This is a genomic window from Allobosea sp. TAF32 (assembly GCF_052113585.1).
Classification (GTDB): domain Bacteria; phylum Pseudomonadota; class Alphaproteobacteria; order Rhizobiales; family Beijerinckiaceae; genus Allobosea.
The window spans coordinates 81,808-101,240 of the sequence record NZ_JBFRDM010000007.1 but is presented as its reverse complement, the minus strand read 5'-3'; the positions used below and the strand labels follow the sequence as shown (position 1 = coordinate 101,240).

The window sequence follows — 19,433 nt, the reverse complement described above, 5'->3', positions numbered from 1 at the left end:
ATCGAGCAGAACAACGCGGCAGGCATGGCTGAAGCCGAGACGACGACGGAGACGCCCCCGCCGGACTGGCCGGGCTGGACGATCGCGACGGCGATCTGCCTGCGCTTCTGGTCGCGCCTGCCCGTCCCGCCATTGCCCGGCGAGGCCGGCAGCCACGGCATCCCCGACTTCCGCAGCGTGCCACGCGCTCTGCCCTTCGCGGCCCTCGTCATCGCGCTGCCGGCGTCGCTCATCACACTCGGCGCCGGGCTGGCGGGCCTGAGTGGTTTCGTCGTGGCTGCGCTCTCGCTGACCGTGCTGGCGCTGACCACCGGCGCCTTTCACGAGGACGGGCTGGCGGACACCGCCGACGGGCTGTTCGGCGGACACACGCCGGAACGCCGGCTCGAGATCATGAAGGACAGCCGCATCGGCTCCTATGGCGCGCTGGCGCTTGGCCTGTCTCTGCTGCTGCGGGCGAGCCTCATCGCCTTGATCCTCGACCGCTCCGGCGCCTGGGCGGCGGCAGCGGCGGTGCTCGTCGCGGCCCCCTGGTCCCGCGCCGAAGGGCTTTTCCTGCTCGCGACGCAGCCGGCGGCGCGCAGCAGCGGCGCCGCCGCGGCTGTCGGCCAGCCGTCGATCGTCACGGCGCGGATCGCGCTCGCCCTGAGCCTCTTCCTCGCGACCGGGATCGCGCTGTTGGCGCAACTCCCGGTGGCCGGGCTGCTGCTCGGTTTCGCGCTGGCGCATGGTGCCGCAGCCGTGCTGTCGCGGCTGGCGCAACGCCTGATCGGCGGGCAGACCGGCGACATCCTCGGCGCGGCGCAGCAGCTCGCCGAGATCGCGATCTATCTCGGGCTTGCGCTCATGCTGCATCCGAGCGCCTGACCAGCCGCCGCGCCCCCACGCGGACCGCCGCCAAACGTCATGGCGGGAGGCTCGAATGCGCAACGGGACTTGACGGCAACGATTTGTGAGCGCTCGCTCTGCTTGCCTCCCGTCTGCTTACGTTAGGTGACAATGCCATGCGCAAAGCTCTTCTTGGATTCCCGGCCGGACTGTTCGCCGTTGCCGCCGCCTATGCGGTGTCGAGCCTCGTTCTTCCGTCCACGGCCTCCGCCGTGGTCTGTGCCAAGGGCGTCTACCGGGCTGGATGCGCCGGGCCGAACGGCGCTGTCGTCGCACGGCGCGGCTATGTCGCTCCGCGCTCGCACGGCGCCGTGTGCCGACGCTACGGGGTCGTCGGCGGCGTACGCCGCTGCGTCGCCTGGTAGCAGCGGCGTCAATCTTGATCTGAAAGGCATCCGCCCTCCTTGCGACAGGGGCGGAACTTCAGACCGACCAGCCTGTCGCGGGAACAGAACTCAGCTCTTTGATGGCGGATGCATTGCACCGCCCGGAGTAGTCCCGGCTTGCCGCCGGTCCAAGGCGGCAAGAGCCTCTCCGCTCAAACGAAAGAAGAGCTTCTTCGGCTGTGCGGTCGCACCGAGGCTTTCATAGAAGCGCAGCAGGTCCGGGTCGTCGGCATCGGCAGTCCAGTCGATGCGGCGGTGGCCGCGTTCGAGCGCGAGGTCGGCCAGCGCCTCCATCAGCGCGCGCCCCAGGCCGCCACCGCGCGCCGCATCGGCAACGTAGATCTCCTTCAGGAAGAAGCCGGATTTCAGCCCCGGACCCGGATAGAGATTACAGGCAGAGGCGAAGCCGAGCACCGCCTCGCCTTTCACCGCGACGAGGATGTCGACGCCGGCCGGTAGTTGCGCGAGACCGACAAGGATCTCATCGGCCGGCGGACACGGCACCGCGTAGTGGCCCTGCATCTCGACCATCAGCGCGGCCAGCGCCGGATGATCGGCGGGCTGGAGCAGCCGGATCGCGGTTTCGCTCATCGGCCGCCCCACCTGCTCAGTGCAGCAGCGACCAGATGAAGCGGCTGGCGACGAAGAGCAGGAACAGACCGAATGCGACCTCCAGCCGCCGCTTCGAGAGCCGGTGCGCCATGCGCGCGCCGATCGGCGCGGTCCAGATCGAGGTCGGGATGAACAGGATCATGCCGATCAGCGAGACATAGCCGAGCGAGAGCGGCGGCAGGATGTCCATCTTCGGCCAGCCGGCATAGATGAAGCCAAGTGCGCCGGGGATCGAGATCAGCACGCCGAGGCCGGAGGAGGTCGCGACGGCCTGATGGATCGGGCGGCCATAGAAGGTCATGAACAGGCTGGAGAGCTGGCCACCGCCGATGCCCATCAGCGCCGAGAGCACGCCGATGACGCCGCCATAGGCGACCATCAGCGGCTTGCCCGGCATCTCCTCGCCGAACTTCCAGCGATCGGCAGCGAAGAGCAGGCGGATGGCCGAAATCAGTGCCACGACGACGAAAATGATCTTGAAGAGATCGGCCGGCGCGTAGCGGGCGATATAGCTGCCGACGATGACGCCGACCACGACCGGAACGGCCCAGATCTTCAGAATCGAGAGATCGACGAGTCCCTTGGCGCGATGGGCGTTGAAGGAGCGGATCGAGGTCGGGATGATGACGGCCAGCGAAGTGCCCACCGCAAGCGGCATGCGCACCTCGTCGGCCACGCCGATGACGCGGAAGACCTCATACAGCACGGGCACGATGACCGCGCCGCCGCCGACGCCAAAGACGCCGGCAAGAAGCCCCGTGGCCGCGCCGGCGAGCACGAGGGAGACGGCGAGGAAGGCGAGATCGCCGAGAGGAATGCCAGCAAACATGAAAACTCGATCCGGTTGGGCAGCCCGATCTCTCGGCCATTTGCGCGGCCGGGACAAGATGCCACCCCGCATGACGGCTGCGAGAAATCATAGCGCCAAGCCGAACCTCTCCTTGACGCGGTGCGTAGGGATCGACCGTGCCGGCGTTTCTGCTGAGCGTCCCCCTGTTTCGCGGAGGAGACCGAGCGACCGGCAATGTCGGCCGCCGGCCTGACGGCTCACCCCTGCCACAAAACCCTCATTCCAGGGCGAGCCCGGAACGAGGGAGGCTTTCATCCGCCGCGATCACACATCCAGCAGCGGCGCGAAGCCGCCATAGACGACGCGCTTGCCGTCGAAAGGCATCTTGAGCTCCCCCATGCGCGGATCCGCCATCATCTTGCCCCAGGCAGCGGCGCGCGCCTCCTTGGACGGCCACTCGACCCAGCTGAAGACCACCGTCTCGCCGGCTTCAGCCTTCACCGCTCCCTTGAAATCGGTGACCTTGCCATCCGGCACATCGTCACCCCAGGCGTCGACGACGCGGCGGGCGCCGAACTCCTTGAACAGCGCCGCGTGCCCGGCGGCGAAGCTGCGATAGTCGGCCTTGCGATCATTGGGCACGGCAACCAGGACGCCATCGAGGTAGCCCATCGCACCGCCCTCGCCTTCATCGATCAGCGAGGCGAAGCCGCCATAGATCATGCGCTTGCCGTCGAAGGACATCTCCTGGCCCATCATCTCCTTCATGCGCGGATCGCTCATGATCTTCTCATTCGCGGCGTCACGTGTGGCCCGGTCGGGGTATTCGAACCAGGAGAAGACCACGACCTCGTCGGGCGTCGCCTTCACGGCGCCCTTGAAATCGGTGACCTTGCCGTCCGGGACATCGTCGCCCCAGGCCTCGACATGGCGCCTGACGCCGAATTCCTTGAACAGCGGCGCCGCGGCGGCGGCTTGCTTGCGATATGCATCCTTGTTCGCGGCCGGGACCGCGACGACGAAACCATCGACATAAGCCATAGCGTTCTCCTCACTTGCGGCTGCCCGTGCGGCCGCGTCTCAAAACTTTGATATCGACCGACGCTTCCTGCTGTTCGATGCGGAAAAGCGCGCTCAAGCGCAGCAGGAGCCGGTTGCCAGCAGAGGCTGGAAGTTCGCTGCGCCCTTCGGCTCGTCCTCGTAGCGATCGTGGTGACGCATCCAGTCCATGATCCCGTCCTCGTTGCGGCCCTTCGGCATCATGTCGAGGAAGTTGTAGGCACCGATCAGCAGGTCGCCGCCGCGCGCATAGGTCGAGTAGGTGTGGAAGATCTCGCCGGCCGCATTGCGGTAGAAGACACTGAAACCCGGCATCTCGCCGCCTTCGCCTTCATGCGTCTCATAGTTGTATTCGTAGCGGCCGGCCGCCTTCTCCGCCGGGCTCGGCGAGACGTGAAAGTCGTGGTTGAAGTCGCTGCCGGCTGAGGACACCCAGGGGAAATCCCAGCCCATGCGGCGCCGGAACGGCTGGAACTCGGCATAAGGCGCTCGCGAGACCACCACTAGGCTGACGTCGTGGTGTTTCAGATGCTGGTTCGCGCCGTCGAAATGATCGGCGAGCAAGGAGCAGCCCGGGCAGCCTTCCTTGGCGCCCGGCCCGAACATGAAGTGATAGATGAGCAGTTGGCTCTTGCCGTCGAACAGATCGGCCAGCGACAGCCGCCCGTTCGGACCGGCGAAGACATAGTCCTTGTCGATTCTGACCCAGGGCAGCGCGCGCCGCTCGGCCGAGAGCGCGTCGCGTTGGCGGGTGAACTCCTTTTCATGGGCGAGATGGGCCTTGCGGGCCGCAAGCCATTCTTCACGGGATACGATCCTGTGTTCCATCGTCTCCGCTCCCTGTGTTTCCGCCGGCCCACGCCGGCAGCTCTTCCACGCGCTTGCCCGGCGGGGCAGCGCCGCGCTCCTTTTTCAGGCGAAGTAGGCCTCGAGCTTTTCCATGGTTCCGGTCCAGCCATGGGTGTGGCCGCGCACGGCCGCACCGTCGAACAGCTTCTCGTGCAAAAGCGTCAGGATCGTGCCCTCACCATCCGGCTTCAATGTGACGGTGACGCGAGAAACGCGCTCCGGCGTCGTCACCCAGGACCAGCTGAAGACGAGACGCTCGTTCTCGACGACTTCTAGATAGCGCCCGGACACCTCGTGGCGCTGGCCCGTATTCTCGATCATCACGACGCGATAGGCCCCGTCGACGCGCGGATCGATTTCGGCCTCCTGCGCAACGACGTTCTCGGGCCCGAACCAGCGCACGAGCAGCTCCGGATCGGTCCAGGCCGTGTAGACCTCGGCCGGCGACGCGTTGAGGCGGCGCTTCATCGTGAGGCTCGGTGTCACCTGTTGATGCATGTGCCCATCCCTTCAGCCTTCGCCCTTGCGCCGCGCCTCGAGCAGCGCCTCGAGCGCATCGAGCCTTTGGGTCCAGAAGCGCTGATAATGCGCCAGCCAACCCATCGCTTCCTCCATCGGCTCGGCGTTGAGACGACAGGACACGGTGCGCCCCGTCTTCGTCCGCGTGACCAACCCTGCATCCGACAACACTTCGAGATGCTTCATGATCGCCGGCAGCGAGACCGGGAACGGCTTCGCCAGCTCGCTGACGGAAAGCCCGTCTTCCCGCTCCAGCCGCGCCAGCAAGGCCCGCCGCGTCGGATCCGCCAGCGCGGAAAACGTCCTGTCGAGCTGAGCGGCCTGAAACTTAACCATTGAGTTAAGTTTAAAAGCAACCCGTCGACGCCGTCAAGCCCTGCTCGTTCGATGGAAACGGAATGCGCTGTACGGAAAGCTTGTCGGCTGGAGCGGGTGGTTTGTCGAAGCCGCCCGTAGCGGACTTCAACCGCCTTTTCAGATCAGACCAGCCGGCCTCGTCGATCGCCTCGACGCCGGGCTTGGACGCGTCCTTGAGCTTGGGACCAGCACCGGATCCAGCGCGAGCCGATCGGTATTCCACGAGACCACACCCGCGACCTTCGCGCCGAGCGGTTCGGCCATCGCCCTGGCCTCGTCGCGGATCATCCACTCCAGCGGGCCGGTGAAGACCAAGATCTTGCCGGCGACGGAGCTTGCCAAGGGGGCCGCTTCCAGTGGCTGCCGCGAGTCGACGTCAATCGCATGCGAGAGGTTGGTCACATGCGGCCTTTCTCGCGCCCTCCTGCAATCAGCCCTTCCCACTCAACGCCAACGGTTCTTTGATCTTTCCAGATGTGGCAAGCTCGGCGCCCATTGCGGCGTGCGCGCCCCGCTTGCCACTCAGATATCGTCCCAACGCGATCGAAGGCTGCTCGACAAGCCGATACATCATTTCGGCTGCGGGAAACACGATTGCCAGGAACAACAACGCTGTCATCGGCAAACCGATCCTGTCGGCTCCGAGGTGAATGGCCGCGAGCCAGAGAGGCATGTGGATCAGGTAGAGACTATACGAAACCCGGCCAAGCCACTGAGCTGGTGCCGAGAGAAGCAAACGCCAGCGATCGCCATAGGCGACGGTCGTCGCCACGATCCCGACCGCACCCACACCGATGACCCAATCCGACAGATAGCTATGCGTGCTGGGAGCCAGCAGGAGGATCACGGACAGCCCGACGACAACGTGACGGCGGGCCCCGCTGAGCTCCGCGAGCCGGCCGCGCCAGATGGCAAGCGTCTCCGCCATCACGATACCGATGATAAAAAAGATCAGATAGCGGGCGGTAACGATGACGTTTCCCAGCATCGTTGTGGACGATACGTAGATCTGCTGGCCCTCGCCAATCGCCGGCATGAGAAAGCTCGATCCAAGCAGGAGGAGTCCCCCGCCGATCAAAGAACCGACGCGCCAGCGTGTCGCGAGGAGTATCAGGACCGGAAAAATCAGCGCCACGCGAATTTCGACGATGAGACTCCAGATCGGGCTATTGAGACTGATGTCATCAGCTCTGCCGGTGCCGATCAAATGCAGCAGAACGAGCGGCAAGGACAGATCGACATTCCAATTCTCATGCAGCCAAGCGCTGGCCGTCGTCCCGCCGCGATTGCCTGTGAGCCAGAACAGCAAGGCCGCCAATAGAACCGCTACCGCAAACGGCGGATAGAGCCGGGCGAGCCGCTTCACGATGAAATCCTTGAAGACCAGCGACCGGCCGCCAGTGAACGGCAGAGCGACAACGAAGCCGCTCATGACGAAGAATACCAAAACTGCTGCGTGCCCCGCGATGAAAATGCGCAGGGGTGAGTACTTGATAATATTCACCCACTCCGCGCCACTCCCCGTCGGAAACGACAGGTAGATATGCTGGATGACGACGACGGCGGCCATGAGTCCGCGCAACGCATCTATCTGATGTATACGCATTATGGCCGATCTTTCTCCAGGCACCTGTGGTGAACACGAGAGCTCATCGAGTCTTTATGGCCCTGACTTGATCACTGCATTTTCCGGAAATTTGCCTCTCGAGGAACGCCCGGACGACGTGCGTCTTGCGCTCCGTGAAGAGGCTGAAAGCGAAGGCATAGAGGACAAGCGCGACCGTCAGCCCCACGCCCCAACTCACACCCTCCCAGCCGCTGGGCTGCAGGCTCAAACGCGAGTCGGCACGGCCGTTTGCCAGCGCCAGGATGAAGTGCAGTGCGGGAGCATGAAGAACATACAAGCTGAATGAAAATGATGCCAAAAGCGCATTGATGGGTGCAATCTTCAGCAGCACTGGAGAGTTGCTGAACCGCGCGGCAAGAAGGGCGTTCGCAAAAGCCAGACCGAGAACGATCTTCGCGCCTCCCCCCAGCAGCGTGGCCAGAGCCGGAAAACTGAAGCAGGCGGCCACTGCGGCAGCCCAAGCCAAGATCGGGGACGCAAAAATAAGCCTGGGCATGAATCGGACAACCGCCCCAAGCACCCAAATGAAGAAATAATTTATGACTGAAGGATTATTTTTGAACACTATTACAAAATATAATGCAATTATAAATGTGATCCTCAGATCTAAACGCCCCCTCCAGAAAGCGATAAATATGAATGGAAAGGTTAAGTAATAAAACATTTCATATGCGATGCTCCACAACGGGATATTGCTTCCAATCGTCGGCGCAAGAATGGTCTGCAGATTCAAGACATTCAGAATAACCGTAAGAGCGCTATAGCTGGCGACTGTTTCGCCCCCCGCATTGAGGCTAATGCCGAATTGTCCCACCCTGATCAGATCGAGCGTGAAACCCAACGCGAGCGCCGGCAGATACACGGCGTAGATCCGCGATATCCTATTGACCAGATAGTGCCTGCCCTCGAAGCGACCCGAGACGATATCCGAGACCGCACTCCCGCCGACCAGGAACCCGCTCGTGATGAAGAACCAGGTAACCGCTTGGTCGCCACAATTGGTCACGAGATAAACAATCGAAACCAGCGCTGACCGCAGGCTTTCCGATGTGTCGGCGGCCGGAACGAGAACGTTCTCCCGGACGTGGTAGATAAGAACAAGCAGAGCTGCGGCCCAGCGCGTCAGGTCGAGCGCCGAGGCCATGGACGGGCTGATTTCCTTGCTCGACACCGCATGTTCGATGCGACGTCTTGCGGTCCGGGCGATTGACGCTGGCCCTAGCAAGTCAGGCTCCTTCCGCCATGCCACGGCCGTTCACCGGGAACGCGCGAACGATTGAATTGCTCGGCGACGATACGGAGTTCAGCCATCCGACTGCTCCCGCCAACCGCGCCGGCCACGCCAGAGCGCGAGCGCGAAGGCGATTTCGCCCAACAGGATCCCGACGACGGACCAGAGCGGACCGCCGGTGAAGAGCAGGGTTGGAACAGCGATCATCGAGACCGCGGCGGAGACAATACTCGCATGGGCCAGGAGTCGGAACTTGCCCGCCGATTGCAGCAAAGCGCTGTCGGGCGCGCGCAGCATCCTGACACCGACGATAAGCATCCAGAGGGCGACACCCTGCGAGAGATAGCTCAGATCGTACTCGCGCGGGAAAACGAGCCAGGGCGCATAAAACAGCAGCAAGACCGCCGCCATTACCACCAACAACCATGCCGCCACGAGAATATAGCGGAAGAAGGTCACTGCGCGCTCCGCCTCCTCGCTCTGCCTCTCGTTGATGAAGCGCGCGATACGCGGCCGCTCGAACTCCGTCAGAGCATTCATGACCACGGTCAGCGGGCGCGTCAGCAGAGCGCTGGCGGCGATGGCGGCAAACGCGCCCGCGCCGCTCACGAGGGTCACGACATAGGCATGCGCGTTGCCGGTCGCCTCCGTCGTGACGACGCCCAGAAGCGACCAGCCGGAATGCTCCCGCCAGATCCCACTGTAGCGAGACAATTCGGCTCGTGCAGGCCAGCAAAACTGCTGCCGAAGGTAGTCGCGGCCCAACGGGAGCATGCCCAGCGAGCCGCTCAGCAAAAGCGCGAGATAACCAGAGACCGAGTCCGCACGGCCGGCAACCCAAATCGCAAGCATGGCAATGGCGAGCGCCGCACCAGAGACGATATCGGAAGCTGTTGCCCGTAACGGGCGACAAACTGCATAGGAATAGGCGCGACCGAACCAGCGCAGCATCGTCGCCGCTGAGAAGCTGGCGAAAACCGCAGCCTCCAACATGCTTGAGCCGATGGCCAAGGCAATGCCGCCAATCGTTGCGAAAGTGGCTGCGGTGAAGACCAGGTTCATCGCGAACAGGCTCCGCGCCATATTCCGCCGCTGCGCCTCCTCGCCTCGCAGAATCAGCACGGCGATCGGCGCGCAGAACAAGGCGTTCGACAGCCCCATGGCGAGCTGGCTCACAACGAGGAGAAAGGAGAACGTCCCGAAATCGGCCGGCGTCAGCAGGCGAAGCATCTGCAGCGAAAGCAGAAACTGCGTTGCTGCGAGAGCGATCGGCCCGAAGGCGGCGATGCCATAGCGCGAAAGCTGACCCAGCGAGCGCGAAACCCCACCAGCCGCGATGCCGGATCTCCTGAAGCCGTTCACCACACGCGACTCGGTCATGGCCTCGAAACCTCTGGACCATGCGGAGTGGCGCAATCCCGCATCGCCGGCGCCGTCATCGCTCGCCCACCGGCTGTGCAAGGCCGCTGCTTTTCGCGTGGACGCTGACAATCACGATCACCAGCATCAATTGCAGGAACTGGTCGCGGTCCATGATCGTCGTCTCCGTGGCGTTGTGTCCCAGGATGAACACCATCAACGCGAAGAGCAGACAGCCTGATCGGGATCGGAACACCGGATTGCCCAGAAGCGTGACGAATGGCCCTAAGATCAGGGCATAGACGGCCAGGATGATGCCAGGGATGCCGATTTGAGCGGCGAGATCGAGATAGCCGCTGTGGCCGCTGGCCAATGCGGTCAGCCAGCTGCCAGGCTGCGCGTATTCGAAGATCGGGCTGTTCGGGCCGATATTCCAGAACGAGCCATATCCAGACCCCAACAGCCAGTTCTCACCGATATAGCTGAGCAGCGGGCGCCATATCTGTGAACGGCCGGTCAACGTGTCCTGGCGATCGAGAGGCGCGATGATCTGCTCCCAATGCCACATGCCGTAGGCCGTCAGAGCGAGCACTACGAGGCAAGCGGCGATCAGCACGACCCCGCGGTCGCGCTGGCTGTAGAGGGAGAAGAGATACCCCGCAGCCAGGGCGATGACCGTCAGGCCAAATGAGGTTTTCGAATTCGTGAACCAGAGGAAGATGAACGAAAGCAAAATTATAGACAGACGATAGGCGCCACCGGTTCGCGAGAACGAAAACAGCAGTATGGTGATCGCGCAAATCATTCCCGTATAATTTTTCTCAGGAAATATTCCGCGCCAGTCCCCAACCAGAGCTATGGCCCGAAAACTGTCGGCCTGGTGAACGCCGATCGACGGAAGGGCGAATACGGCCGAGAAGTTCAGGAGGCAAACCGCGCCAAGGATCAGGCGAAGTTGCGCGAATGCCCGGTGCGCGCCCAGATGCACCAGACCGAGCGACAGCGTCACGACCACGATCGTCGTCAGCACCAGCCTGCGCACAGCGACATCGGGCTCGATCGCCCAGGACAGGCTCAGCCAGCAATAGCCCAGCACGAGCAGCAGACCGGGCGGAACTGCCTGGAGCTGCCGAAGATCGCGGTGCATCCCGACACCGAAGGCGGTCGCACCGAAGATCGCCATATAGACGAGCTGACGCCACAGCGTGCCCTGCCCCGTCAGGCCGGGGTTCGAAGCCGAAACGGCCAGATCGCTCATATCAGTCGCGATTGGCGCCGTGATCACCATGATGAGAAGAAGGAAGAACGAGATGTCGACGAGTTTGAGACGAGACATCGTGTCCGCCTCGCCCCCCCGCCTGCCGTCCGAGATGTGCGGCATCGCACCAGTCCTAAATCCGGCGCGACCGCGATCTAACAGGTCCATTGAAGTACCAGCCTCTCGTCTCGCCCCAAAAGCAGCGGCACTCGTCGGCGCCCTATTCGTAAGTGATCGATAGGGCATTGATTTTCATCGAGCCCGAGCCCCGCGTGACTTCAACTCCGGTGCCAAGCCCGTTGAACCACTCCTCGCCGGTTATCACGCCCTGCGCGCGCAGCCACAGGAGCATGGCCCGGATATCGACCGATGAAATCCGGACATCCGTCGAGGGCAGCAGGAGGATGTCCGGCACCTGACGGGTGCGATCAATGCTGACCTGCCAGTTGCGACCGGTCTCATCGCGGTATGCCCCGATGGGCGTCGAGGAGCGAACATAGAGTTTCGCGAGATCAGCGGCATGAAAGAAGACCTGCACTTCGAATAGCTGCTGATCATGACGGCCGGCTTCCCGGGTCAGCCATATATTAGTCATGACATTGTACTGATCGAGATTCCCGGCCAGAGCGAAATCGTGATTGTGCTTGAGGACAGCGATGTCTCGCACCTTGCGAGCGCTAATCGGGACAGGAGGCTTGGTGTTATAATAGTTTCCGAAATTGATCGCCAAGAAATTGAACACTCCGGACGCAGGAGGCGTACTCGGCCACGCCCACTCAATCGAAGTCTCTGCCGGAAAGCGATCCGGAAGGATCTTCATCGCGTTCGTATAGTCCTTCCCTTGGATCAGAGCTCCGGCGCCCCAAGGTTCCAGCCACGCCAGCCAGGGTCCCTTCGCGAAAGCCTGACGATCATGCAGTTCAACCACATGCGGTGGGCTCTGCTGGGCCGCTGCCTCGCCGACGGCGAAGCTCGACATCAGAAGTATGGGTGCTGCCCGACACCAGAATTTTTTCAATCGCATCGTCACTCCCTTACGGCACCATGAGACGCTGAACCGACAAACCGAGAGCCTGCCCGAGCCGCAGCTGGTCGAGCGAGCCGAACGACACACCTCCCCGAGACAGACGCCCGAACGCCGCGCGCCTCACCGCGGCCGTGCCCAGGTGCGGCGGCTTGAGTTGAAGATTCCACCCGCTGCAAGCGACCTGACGCAAGATTTGCGCCTGGCATGAGCCTTCGCGACAGGAAACCCTGAAGCCACTCACCCCAGAACCAGCAAGGGTCACATCATCTCGCGCACCCTCGCATCAATCTTCGTCTGCAGGCGCGTGGAGCCCAATATGATCGCCGGCAGCTCGACACCGACCGGCTCCGGCTTGCGGCTCTCGAGCAGGAGCGACAAACCCACGCCAAGGATCAGCCCCGCGGCCGCTCCCAGAATCAAGAACTGGATGCCGTTTGGAAACGTCGCCCGCAGGGGAATTGTCGCCGCCTGCACGACCCGCAGATTCGTCAGCTTGGCAGCTCGCAGATCCGCGTTGATCTGTTCTTCGACGGCGCGCTTAGCGTAGGTTTCAGCATTTAGCGTGGCCAGCGACAGCTCGCGCTTGAGCCGCTCGAATTCAGCCTCCTTGGCGGAGAGCGTGCGCAGCTCGGCATTGAGGCTGCCCATCTCAGTCTGCTGCTGAGCGGAAAGTCCCTCCAGTCCGGCAATCTCTGAATTGACTTTGAACAGCGCAACCATCGCCTCCTGATAGACCTTCACCATCAAGAGCGGCGGATCGTTCGAGGTCGCGTCGCGCCGGGCGCCCGGCCGTGTGGGCGCACTCGCGTCCGAGCCGAGGCTCTCGACGAGGTTGGAGACGAAAGGCGATTGCGTGACAGGCTTGAGAAGCCGAAGCTGTTCCGTCAGCCCCGAGCGTTGTCCCTGCTTCTCCGCGACCGCGATCCGCGTGGCGCTTAAGGAGGCGGAGAGTTCGCTGGCCCGACGCAGCAGCAGACTGCGCTGATCCTGGACCGAGTAGATGGCCTCCCTCCGGGCGAAATCTTCCAGCGCGGCCGAACGGCGTTCGACTTCGGCGTCGAACCGGCCACGCTGACTGCGGAAGAAGTCGGCCGCGCCTGGCTTTTCCGCCAGGTTGAGCTGGCGCGCGATAAAGGAGTCGGTGATCGCATTCGCGAAATCAGCCGCGAGTGCAGGATTGCTGTGTTTGAACGAAATGCGAATAATCTCCGAGTTCGGCTCGGTCCTTACCGTGACGTTCCGGGCCAGCTTCGCTGCGGCCACGTCGACATCGGGAATATTGATCGGAGCCGGCTCCGACTTTCCGTGAACGACAGCCCTTAGCGAGCCGCCAAGACCGTCGAGGATCGATGGTCTTGCGGTGCCGAACCTGTCCAGCCCGACCCGCGTGATCGCATCGCTGATCACTTCCTGGCTTTCCGCGACGCGCGCCTGAGAGCTGACCATCTCGATGGGCCGATTGCCGCTCTCCGGGCCCCCTCCCTGGCTGACGAGCACGGTGCTCGTAGCCTCGAAGACCGGCGTGATCAGCAGATAGAGCGCCACGAATGCGCCTAAACCGACGATCACCGACGTGATCATGATGAGCTTGTGCGACCAGACAGCACGGAGCAGCGCCGCAAACGAGGGGTCCTGGGACCTGAATTGAGCCATTAAAACCCACTCCGCGTTAGAAGTTCCGACACGCGCTCACCAGCAAAGGTCATGCCTGAAGGTAACTTCCAAAAGAAATTGCCCCTGCCGCAAAGGGAACTGCGCCGCATTACCGAAAAATTCCGACACCTCGGTGACGGGGCATGCACCGATTCACGGTGGTGCGGATTGCATGCGTTCAGTCGCGCGCGCGCTCGCCCGCTCCACGAAGCCATTTTCTGCTCCGTTGCGTTCATCCGAGCGAATCCGCCGATCTGCAGGAAGCGGCCGCCGACAGCGCCCAGGCAGCGGGTGGCGGCGCCTTCACGACGACCGCCGAAATCGGCGCGAGGGGCGGTTTGCGTTTGCTTGCCAGCCCGGCCAACAGCCCGAATGCCGTCAGATTCCACGCGACAAACGAGTAAGCTGCTCCCGCGAGCGTGCCGCGGCGAAACCAGAGAAATGCGATGGGTGCGACCAGCGCCATGACAGCGACGATCAGCCAGCCAGCCCGGAACGAACCCGCAATCAAAGCTGCCGCAATGAGCAACCACCAGATCATGATCAAGGCTCCGTTGCGGATCTGACTCAGCCGGGAAACAACCCGGCCGAGATGAGCTCGTCCGAGTGCGCCGCGCAGGACCTCGCCCGCCGCATTTGTGTGTTTCGACCGGATCCTTTTGCGCAGCAGGGCGTAGCTCGCGATGGTATGGCCGAAGTGGCGGACGGCGGGCATGTCAAGCCGTGTGAGCTCCCAGCCACGGCTCGCAAGCCGCGCCGCCAGTTCGAACTCCTCGAAGGCATGCAGATTGCGATCGGCGAAGTAGCCGACCTCGCGAACAGCTGAGCTTCGATAGAGCCCGCCGCAATCCAGCCGGTCGATGCGCGCCGGGTAGAAGGCGCTGTCGGATTGCAGGGCCTGGCGCCGTACGCGGAACTCGTGGTTTGCGGCGTTGACCTCCTCGATCCGCCCGCCCACGCCGGCAATCCGCGGATTGCGCTCCATGAAAGGGATTGCCGCCTCGAGGAACGCCGAATGCAGCTCCATATCGCCATCGAGGATGTAAAAAAATTCACCCTGCGCGTGCTGAAAGGCCAACTGTGCGCCGGCTCCGCAGGACCGGTCGGAGAGGTCGGAGAATTGCACGATTTTTACCGGATAGCGTGCCGCGATTTGCAGCGTGTCATCGGTCGACCCACTATCGGCGAGTATGACCTCACCCCCGAAACGCTCGGCGGCCGCAAGCGCACTCTGCAGCGCTCGCTCGATATGCCGCTCCTCGTTGAGCGCCTTGATGCCTATCGTCAGCTTCATCGAGCGCGTCCCGGGTTCTCCAGCTTTGACGCAGAATTCATCACAACTATACGCCACGATTCTCCGCTCCAACGATTAATCAGGAAAGTAATCGCTGATATTCGAATATTACGCGGTCGAACGACGCAGTTTTTCCCAGCCGCGCCGCGCGCTCGCTCATCTCCTCGTAGAACGGATCATCGTGGAGGAGCCGCCTGATGGCGGCGGCAAGGCCCGCGGCATCGTCCAGCCCCAGAAGAACGCCGCATGCGATCCCCCGATCATCGGTGATGCCTTCGACCTGGACCGGAATATCGGAGACGACGAGGGGAATGCCGAGTTTGGCAGCCTCGATCAACGCCAGGCTGTGCCCTTCAAAGCGGCTCATCTGGACGAAGACATCAGCCGAGGCCAGCGCAGCCAAGGCCTGCTCACGCGCCATGAAGCCATGCAGAGTCACGCGATCGGCGACGCCGCTGGCGTCAATGAAAGCGCGAAGCTGGCCTTCCTCCGGGCCTCCCCCCACGATGCTAATCCGAACGCCCGGCAGTTGCTGTGCCGCGCGGATCAGCACCTCGTAATTCTTCTGCTCCGAGAGGCGTCCTAACGCGACGACATGATCGCGTGGGCCCACGCCCCGCCGCGCGTCGCGGCGCACCTTGAGTGCAGCAAGACAACGCTCGATGCGCGGCGGCAGCGCATTGTGGATGACCCTCTGTTTCGTCGACAGCAAGCTGCCGGCTTTTGCGTAGGAATGCGCGACGGCGGTCGACACGCTGACGGCGGCGGCAACATTGGGCAGCAACCGGACGTAACGGTCGAGCAGCCCCACGGCACCGCTCAAGGTGTCGGCAGGGGTATGATGCGTCGATACGACCCGGATTTTCAGATCCGCGACGCACGCCGCAAGCGGAACGACCAGATTCGCCCCCGGCATGGCGGTGATCACCCAGTCCGGGCGCGTCTCGCGAAAATAGCGAACGAGGTGAAAGAAAAACGCCGTCAGTTGGCCAAACGTCCGGGGCTTGCCTGCGCAGATATGGGTCCATGCGACTGCGCCGGTCGTGGCACTCGCGGCTTCGGGCAGCGGCCAGAACGCGGCGAGCCCACTGTCGTGACCATTTCTGGCGAGCGCACCCGCGAGATCAGCCCAGAGCTCGCCGACGCCGCCCGCCGCCGAATGATTGACCATGAAGCAGACACGCCGCCTTGAGGCTTGTTGAAGGTTCAGCGTCACCAGTCGCCTCTCTCGCCAATCAGCCCTTGTCGCCCACGCACGCAGATCGCTCTGCTTCCGCGTTCCACAGCGCCCCGAGGTCATGCTGCACGCGCGGGCCGCGGCCCGCTCTCGCTGCCTCGCGGTCCCTGCCAAATATGCATCATCCTGGCGATCATCGCGTCATGGCTGAGCTCGCGCCGAAAGGTGCGGTAAGCATTCTCCGCAAGCAATTGCCGCAGAGCCTCATCGGATTCGAGCCGCGCGACAGCATTGGCCAGCGCCGCATGATCTCCGACGGGGACGAACAGACAGTCAAACCCGTCCTTGAGCGTTTCTGGGATCGCCCCCACCGGCGTGGTCACCACTGGCAGATGCGCGGCGAATGCCTCGATGATCGACATCGGGAAGCCCTCTTGATGCGAGGGCACGATCATGATGTCGGCTGCGTCGATAACGCTCCACATCCGCGTTCTGTCGATCCAACCGAGGAAGTCGCAGCAGTCTTCCACGCCAAGTTCGCGGGCCATCTGCTCGAAATGGGCGATCATTCCTCCGCCAGCGAGGGTCAGCCGCACATTGAGGCCGGCCTTCCGTAGCTCCGCAAGCGCAAGCAGAGCCTCCCGGACGCCCTTTCGCGGCGTCAGGTTCGCGAGCAGTACCAGTTGGAGCGGCTGCCCCGGCTCGCGCCGAATGTTGCGCGGCTTTCGCCCAGCAAGCCTGATAGCATTCTGAACGAGCGCGATCTTGTCGTCAGCGATATTAAGTTTGTCCCTGAGAACGCTTTTCCAGACATTGCCGAGAACGACGTTGACGCTTGCCGCCTGACAGACCTTTCGGGCGATCCGCTTCCACAGCGGCGAAGCCGTCTCGATGAAATCAGGAAACTCGGCACCGTGATGATGCAGGATGACACGCGTTCCGAACGCCCTGGCCAGCAGCACAAACATGCCTTCGCGCAGCACGCTCAGCCTTTGCGTCAATTGGACATGTACAACGCTTCGCCGATTGACCATCAGCAATGCGGTGAATGCTGCGGCAGCTGCAGGTGTCTCGTAGAGCGACTTCAGGACGGTCCCCTCGCTGCGCGTGTTGAGAACATGCGTGCGCTTGCCGGCCGCGATCAGCCCCGCTTCCATTTCACGCGTCATCGTGCCGAGCCCCCCGCCTTGGAGACGCCCGCCCGGCGACACGAAGATCACCTGTTGAAACTCTGCCACGCCACGGGCTCCCACACGTAAACAAAGCATCTTCGATAAGCTGAAGGACCGCGCGCCCCCAGCTCAGGCGCGGGTTTTGGTCAGCAAATGAAATGCCGCGATCGGGTTCGTCGAAAGATAGCGCGGCCCCAGGCGACGCGGCTCCTGCCGCATTCGATGGAGCCATTCGAGGCCGGCCCCCTGCATCCAGATCGGCGCCCGTGGAACATTGCCTGCGACATGATCGAACAGACCACCGCAGGTTCTGATCCAGGCCAGCCCGGCCAGCTTGGCCTGCCAGCGGGTCGCAAGACGCTCTTGGGCAGGGCTACCCAGACCGAGCCAGAGGATATCTGTGCCTGCATCCGTGATGGACCGACGGATCGCTTCCTCATCCCCTTCGCCAAAGTATCCCTGACAACAGCCGACGACCCGCAGTTGCGGGTATTGGCGCGTAAGCCGCTCTGCCGCCTGCTCCGCGACCCCGGGCTTTCCGCCTAGGAAAAAGAAGCGGATGCCGTTTTTGGCTGCCAGTGCAGCGCAGTCATGGATCAGGTCCGTCGTCGCAACACGCTCGGGCAGCGGGCGATTTGTCAGCCACCGCGATGCGATCACGAGGGGGGCGCCATCGGCATCGACGATGTCCGCCTGCGTGACGAGCTGCCGGAACTCCCCGTCACCGTGATAGCGCGCGATGACCGATCCATTTGACGCGATAACGACTCTGGGATGCGCCAACGAACCGGCTCGCGCCGCGCCGCAATCGCGAAGCATCAACTCAGCGAGCTCCTTGCGCGTGACGCGTGCTGTCGGAATCCCGCCGACGACCATCGTGTCGAGCGGCTTGGCACCCCTGGTCGCTCCCAAGTGGATCGGAATGCGATCGCTTGCCGGCTTCAACCATTTTTTTCTCTGCATTCCCTCACCTCGAGAAGTCAGAACCCAATGTCGATCGGAGAATCGAATAGATTCTCTTGAATTCAATGATATTAAATCGAGTGATTGATCTGATTCCTTAGTAAGCATCAGATTTTTGACTTATCTCCATGGAGATCGTCGTCAGAATTATACGTATATCCAGCCAGATAGACCTGTTTTCGACGTACCATATATCGAGATTTACGCGCCGCTCCATGCTCTCGACGGTTGGAGTCGGGCCACGAGAGCCATTGACTTGAGCCCAACCTGTAAGCCCCGGCTTGACAGAAAAGCGCCGCGAATAGGCAGCAATCCGCTGCCCGTAGTAGTCATCATGCGCTAGCGCGTGAGGGCGCGGCCCGACGAACGCCATCTCGCCACGCATGACGTTCAATAATTGCGGCAATTCGTCGAGGCTCGACCTACGAAGGAAGCGCCCAACTGCAGTAACGCGATGGTCGACGCGCTCTGCTTGGCGCACGACCGGGCCGTTTTCCTGCACATACATGGAGCGAAATTTGTAGATCTGGAACTTGCGACCGTTGAGGCCGGTTCGCAATTGCCGGAATAACACAGGCCCTTTGCTGTTAGCCCGGATCGCAACGGCGATCATGAAGAAGAGCGGCGTGAGAACCAGAAGCGCCATCACTGCTGACAGCGAACTCACAGCGCCGCGCAAATCTGACGACAGTCTCCAGTTGAATCGATTGACCCTGGGATTGACGGCGAGAGCGGGACCAGCGCCTGCCCTAACGTCGCCCGGTCCTGTACCGTCCATGCGACCCTCAATTCATTAATAATCTATTAATTATACGTTTCTCGCAGTGCAGCATTGATGTCAAGCCGCAGAATTGTGCATAATAAAATAATAATGCTCAATTCGGTGTCATATAATTGTTATCATTAAGCGCTATACCGCAACGTAATTTTCGCATGGCTATTTCATGTGCCCGCAATTTAGCCAACGACATATTTCACTTAATTATCGATCGACGCATATTCTGGTTTATTATTGTAATGTCTTTGATCCATGTTGGACATAAGTTCATATTGCGCGAGTCCATAAGTATCGTACACTGGTTATATTTCACGATTAGCTGCTATTAAATCCCATGATCCAACGTCAGATTTAGCCTAAATATCAGGCAATCTGCATTTTGTACTTGAATAACGTGAAACTCGCGGCAAACTGACGTGCCGAGAAACCGACAG

20 protein-coding genes are annotated in these 19,433 nt (G+C 62.1%); 2 read left to right on the top strand and 18 right to left on the bottom strand.

What is annotated here, in order from left to right; translation table 11 throughout:
* Positions 1-24 precede the first annotated feature (24 nt).
* Positions 25-867, top strand: coding sequence for an adenosylcobinamide-GDP ribazoletransferase (locus tag AB4Z16_RS15815; protein WP_441512557.1), 843 nt, complete (start codon positions 25-27; stop codon positions 865-867).
* A gap of 137 nt (positions 868-1,004) precedes the next feature.
* Positions 1,005-1,253 (top strand): hypothetical protein, encoded by a 249-nt coding sequence (locus AB4Z16_RS15810; protein ID WP_441512313.1) that lies wholly within the window; start codon positions 1,005-1,007, stop codon positions 1,251-1,253.
* A gap of 90 nt (positions 1,254-1,343) precedes the next feature.
* Here AB4Z16_RS15810 and AB4Z16_RS15805 read toward each other — a convergent pair whose 3' ends face one another.
* From AB4Z16_RS15805 to AB4Z16_RS15720, 18 genes are all read right to left on the bottom strand, one after another.
* On the bottom strand, positions 1,344-1,865 hold the full coding sequence (locus tag AB4Z16_RS15805; RefSeq protein WP_441512312.1) for a GNAT family N-acetyltransferase: 522 nt from the start codon (positions 1,863-1,865) through the stop codon (positions 1,344-1,346).
* A gap of 16 nt (positions 1,866-1,881) precedes the next feature.
* On the bottom strand, positions 1,882-2,715 hold the full coding sequence (locus tag AB4Z16_RS15800; protein ID WP_441512311.1) for a sulfite exporter TauE/SafE family protein: 834 nt from the start codon (positions 2,713-2,715) through the stop codon (positions 1,882-1,884).
* A 285-nt stretch (positions 2,716-3,000) separates the two neighbouring features.
* Positions 3,001-3,717 carry a DUF1428 domain-containing protein gene (locus tag AB4Z16_RS15795; protein ID WP_441512310.1) on the bottom strand — a complete coding sequence of 239 codons (717 nt, stop codon included), beginning with the start codon at positions 3,715-3,717 and terminating at the stop codon, positions 3,001-3,003.
* Positions 3,718-3,810: 93 nt separating this feature from the next.
* Positions 3,811-4,563, bottom strand: coding sequence for a DUF899 domain-containing protein (locus tag AB4Z16_RS15790; protein WP_441512309.1), 753 nt, complete (start codon positions 4,561-4,563; stop codon positions 3,811-3,813).
* An 84-nt stretch (positions 4,564-4,647) separates the two neighbouring features.
* Positions 4,648-5,082, bottom strand: coding sequence for an SRPBCC family protein (locus AB4Z16_RS15785; protein ID WP_441512308.1), 435 nt, complete (start codon positions 5,080-5,082; stop codon positions 4,648-4,650).
* A 12-nt stretch (positions 5,083-5,094) separates the two neighbouring features.
* Positions 5,095-5,439, bottom strand: a complete 345-nt coding sequence (locus AB4Z16_RS15780; protein WP_441512307.1) for an ArsR/SmtB family transcription factor — start codon at positions 5,437-5,439, stop codon at positions 5,095-5,097.
* A 138-nt stretch (positions 5,440-5,577) separates the two neighbouring features.
* The gene (locus AB4Z16_RS15775; RefSeq protein WP_441512306.1) at positions 5,578-5,862 is read right to left on the bottom strand and encodes a hypothetical protein; all 285 of its coding nucleotides are present in this window, start codon (positions 5,860-5,862) and stop codon (positions 5,578-5,580) included.
* 28 nt (positions 5,863-5,890) lie between these two features.
* Positions 5,891-7,066, bottom strand: a complete 1,176-nt coding sequence (locus AB4Z16_RS15770; protein WP_441512305.1) for an acyltransferase family protein — start codon at positions 7,064-7,066, stop codon at positions 5,891-5,893.
* Between the two features lie 43 nt (positions 7,067-7,109).
* A complete protein-coding gene (locus tag AB4Z16_RS15765) occupies positions 7,110-8,231 on the bottom strand; it encodes an acyltransferase family protein (RefSeq protein ID WP_441512304.1) in 1,122 nt (373 codons plus the stop codon).
* 159 nt (positions 8,232-8,390) lie between these two features.
* Positions 8,391-9,479 carry a polysaccharide biosynthesis protein gene (locus AB4Z16_RS15760; RefSeq protein ID WP_441512303.1) on the bottom strand — a complete coding sequence of 363 codons (1,089 nt, stop codon included), beginning with the start codon at positions 9,477-9,479 and terminating at the stop codon, positions 8,391-8,393.
* A gap of 274 nt (positions 9,480-9,753) precedes the next feature.
* The gene (locus AB4Z16_RS15755) at positions 9,754-11,058 is read right to left on the bottom strand and encodes an O-antigen ligase family protein (RefSeq protein WP_441512302.1); all 1,305 of its coding nucleotides are present in this window, start codon (positions 11,056-11,058) and stop codon (positions 9,754-9,756) included.
* A 97-nt stretch (positions 11,059-11,155) separates the two neighbouring features.
* Positions 11,156-11,959: a hypothetical protein gene (locus tag AB4Z16_RS15750; protein WP_441512301.1), complete on the bottom strand. Its 804-nt coding sequence runs from the start codon at positions 11,957-11,959 to the stop codon at positions 11,156-11,158.
* Between the two features lie 261 nt (positions 11,960-12,220).
* Complete coding sequence (locus AB4Z16_RS15745; RefSeq protein ID WP_441512300.1) at positions 12,221-13,615, bottom strand: GumC family protein; 1,395 nt, start codon at positions 13,613-13,615, stop codon at positions 12,221-12,223.
* A gap of 232 nt (positions 13,616-13,847) precedes the next feature.
* On the bottom strand, positions 13,848-14,909 hold the full coding sequence (locus tag AB4Z16_RS15740; RefSeq protein WP_441512299.1) for a glycosyltransferase family 2 protein: 1,062 nt from the start codon (positions 14,907-14,909) through the stop codon (positions 13,848-13,850).
* 79 nt (positions 14,910-14,988) lie between these two features.
* Positions 14,989-16,125, bottom strand: coding sequence for a glycosyltransferase (locus tag AB4Z16_RS15735; RefSeq protein ID WP_441512298.1), 1,137 nt, complete (start codon positions 16,123-16,125; stop codon positions 14,989-14,991).
* 80 nt (positions 16,126-16,205) lie between these two features.
* Positions 16,206-17,324 carry a glycosyltransferase family 4 protein gene (locus tag AB4Z16_RS15730; protein WP_441512297.1) on the bottom strand — a complete coding sequence of 373 codons (1,119 nt, stop codon included), beginning with the start codon at positions 17,322-17,324 and terminating at the stop codon, positions 16,206-16,208.
* Positions 17,325-17,387: 63 nt separating this feature from the next.
* Positions 17,388-18,221, bottom strand: a complete 834-nt coding sequence (locus AB4Z16_RS15725) for a WecB/TagA/CpsF family glycosyltransferase (RefSeq protein ID WP_441512296.1) — start codon at positions 18,219-18,221, stop codon at positions 17,388-17,390.
* Positions 18,222-18,318: 97 nt separating this feature from the next.
* Positions 18,319-18,999: a sugar transferase gene (locus AB4Z16_RS15720; RefSeq protein ID WP_441512295.1), complete on the bottom strand. Its 681-nt coding sequence runs from the start codon at positions 18,997-18,999 to the stop codon at positions 18,319-18,321.
* Positions 19,000-19,433 lie beyond the last annotated feature (434 nt).

Excerpts from the sequence above, each read along its gene's own strand:
- AB4Z16_RS15815 (WP_441512557.1), top strand. The coding sequence starts at position 25 with ATGGCTGAAGCCGAGACGACGACGGAGACGCCCCCGCCGGACTGGCCG.
- AB4Z16_RS15810 (WP_441512313.1), top strand. The coding sequence starts at position 1,005 with ATGCGCAAAGCTCTTCTTGGATTCCCGGCCGGACTGTTCGCCGTTGCC.
- AB4Z16_RS15805 (WP_441512312.1), bottom strand. The coding sequence starts at position 1,865 with ATGAGCGAAACCGCGATCCGGCTGCTCCAGCCCGCCGATCATCCGGCG.
- AB4Z16_RS15800 (WP_441512311.1), bottom strand. The coding sequence starts at position 2,715 with ATGTTTGCTGGCATTCCTCTCGGCGATCTCGCCTTCCTCGCCGTCTCC.
- AB4Z16_RS15795 (WP_441512310.1), bottom strand. The coding sequence starts at position 3,717 with ATGGCTTATGTCGATGGTTTCGTCGTCGCGGTCCCGGCCGCGAACAAG.
- AB4Z16_RS15790 (WP_441512309.1), bottom strand. The coding sequence starts at position 4,563 with ATGGAACACAGGATCGTATCCCGTGAAGAATGGCTTGCGGCCCGCAAG.
- AB4Z16_RS15785 (WP_441512308.1), bottom strand. The coding sequence starts at position 5,082 with ATGCATCAACAGGTGACACCGAGCCTCACGATGAAGCGCCGCCTCAAC.
- AB4Z16_RS15780 (WP_441512307.1), bottom strand. The coding sequence starts at position 5,439 with ATGGTTAAGTTTCAGGCCGCTCAGCTCGACAGGACGTTTTCCGCGCTG.
- AB4Z16_RS15770 (WP_441512305.1), bottom strand. The coding sequence starts at position 7,066 with ATGCGTATACATCAGATAGATGCGTTGCGCGGACTCATGGCCGCCGTC.
- AB4Z16_RS15765 (WP_441512304.1), bottom strand. The coding sequence starts at position 8,231 with ATGGCCTCGGCGCTCGACCTGACGCGCTGGGCCGCAGCTCTGCTTGTT.
- AB4Z16_RS15760 (WP_441512303.1), bottom strand. The coding sequence starts at position 9,479 with ATGGGGCTGTCGAACGCCTTGTTCTGCGCGCCGATCGCCGTGCTGATT.
- AB4Z16_RS15755 (WP_441512302.1), bottom strand. The coding sequence starts at position 11,058 with ATGCCGCACATCTCGGACGGCAGGCGGGGGGGCGAGGCGGACACGATG.
- AB4Z16_RS15750 (WP_441512301.1), bottom strand. The coding sequence starts at position 11,959 with ATGCGATTGAAAAAATTCTGGTGTCGGGCAGCACCCATACTTCTGATG.
- AB4Z16_RS15745 (WP_441512300.1), bottom strand. The coding sequence starts at position 13,615 with ATGGCTCAATTCAGGTCCCAGGACCCCTCGTTTGCGGCGCTGCTCCGT.
- AB4Z16_RS15740 (WP_441512299.1), bottom strand. The coding sequence starts at position 14,909 with ATGAAGCTGACGATAGGCATCAAGGCGCTCAACGAGGAGCGGCATATC.
- AB4Z16_RS15725 (WP_441512296.1), bottom strand. The coding sequence starts at position 18,221 with ATGCAGAGAAAAAAATGGTTGAAGCCGGCAAGCGATCGCATTCCGATC.
- AB4Z16_RS15720 (WP_441512295.1), bottom strand. The coding sequence starts at position 18,999 with ATGGACGGTACAGGACCGGGCGACGTTAGGGCAGGCGCTGGTCCCGCT.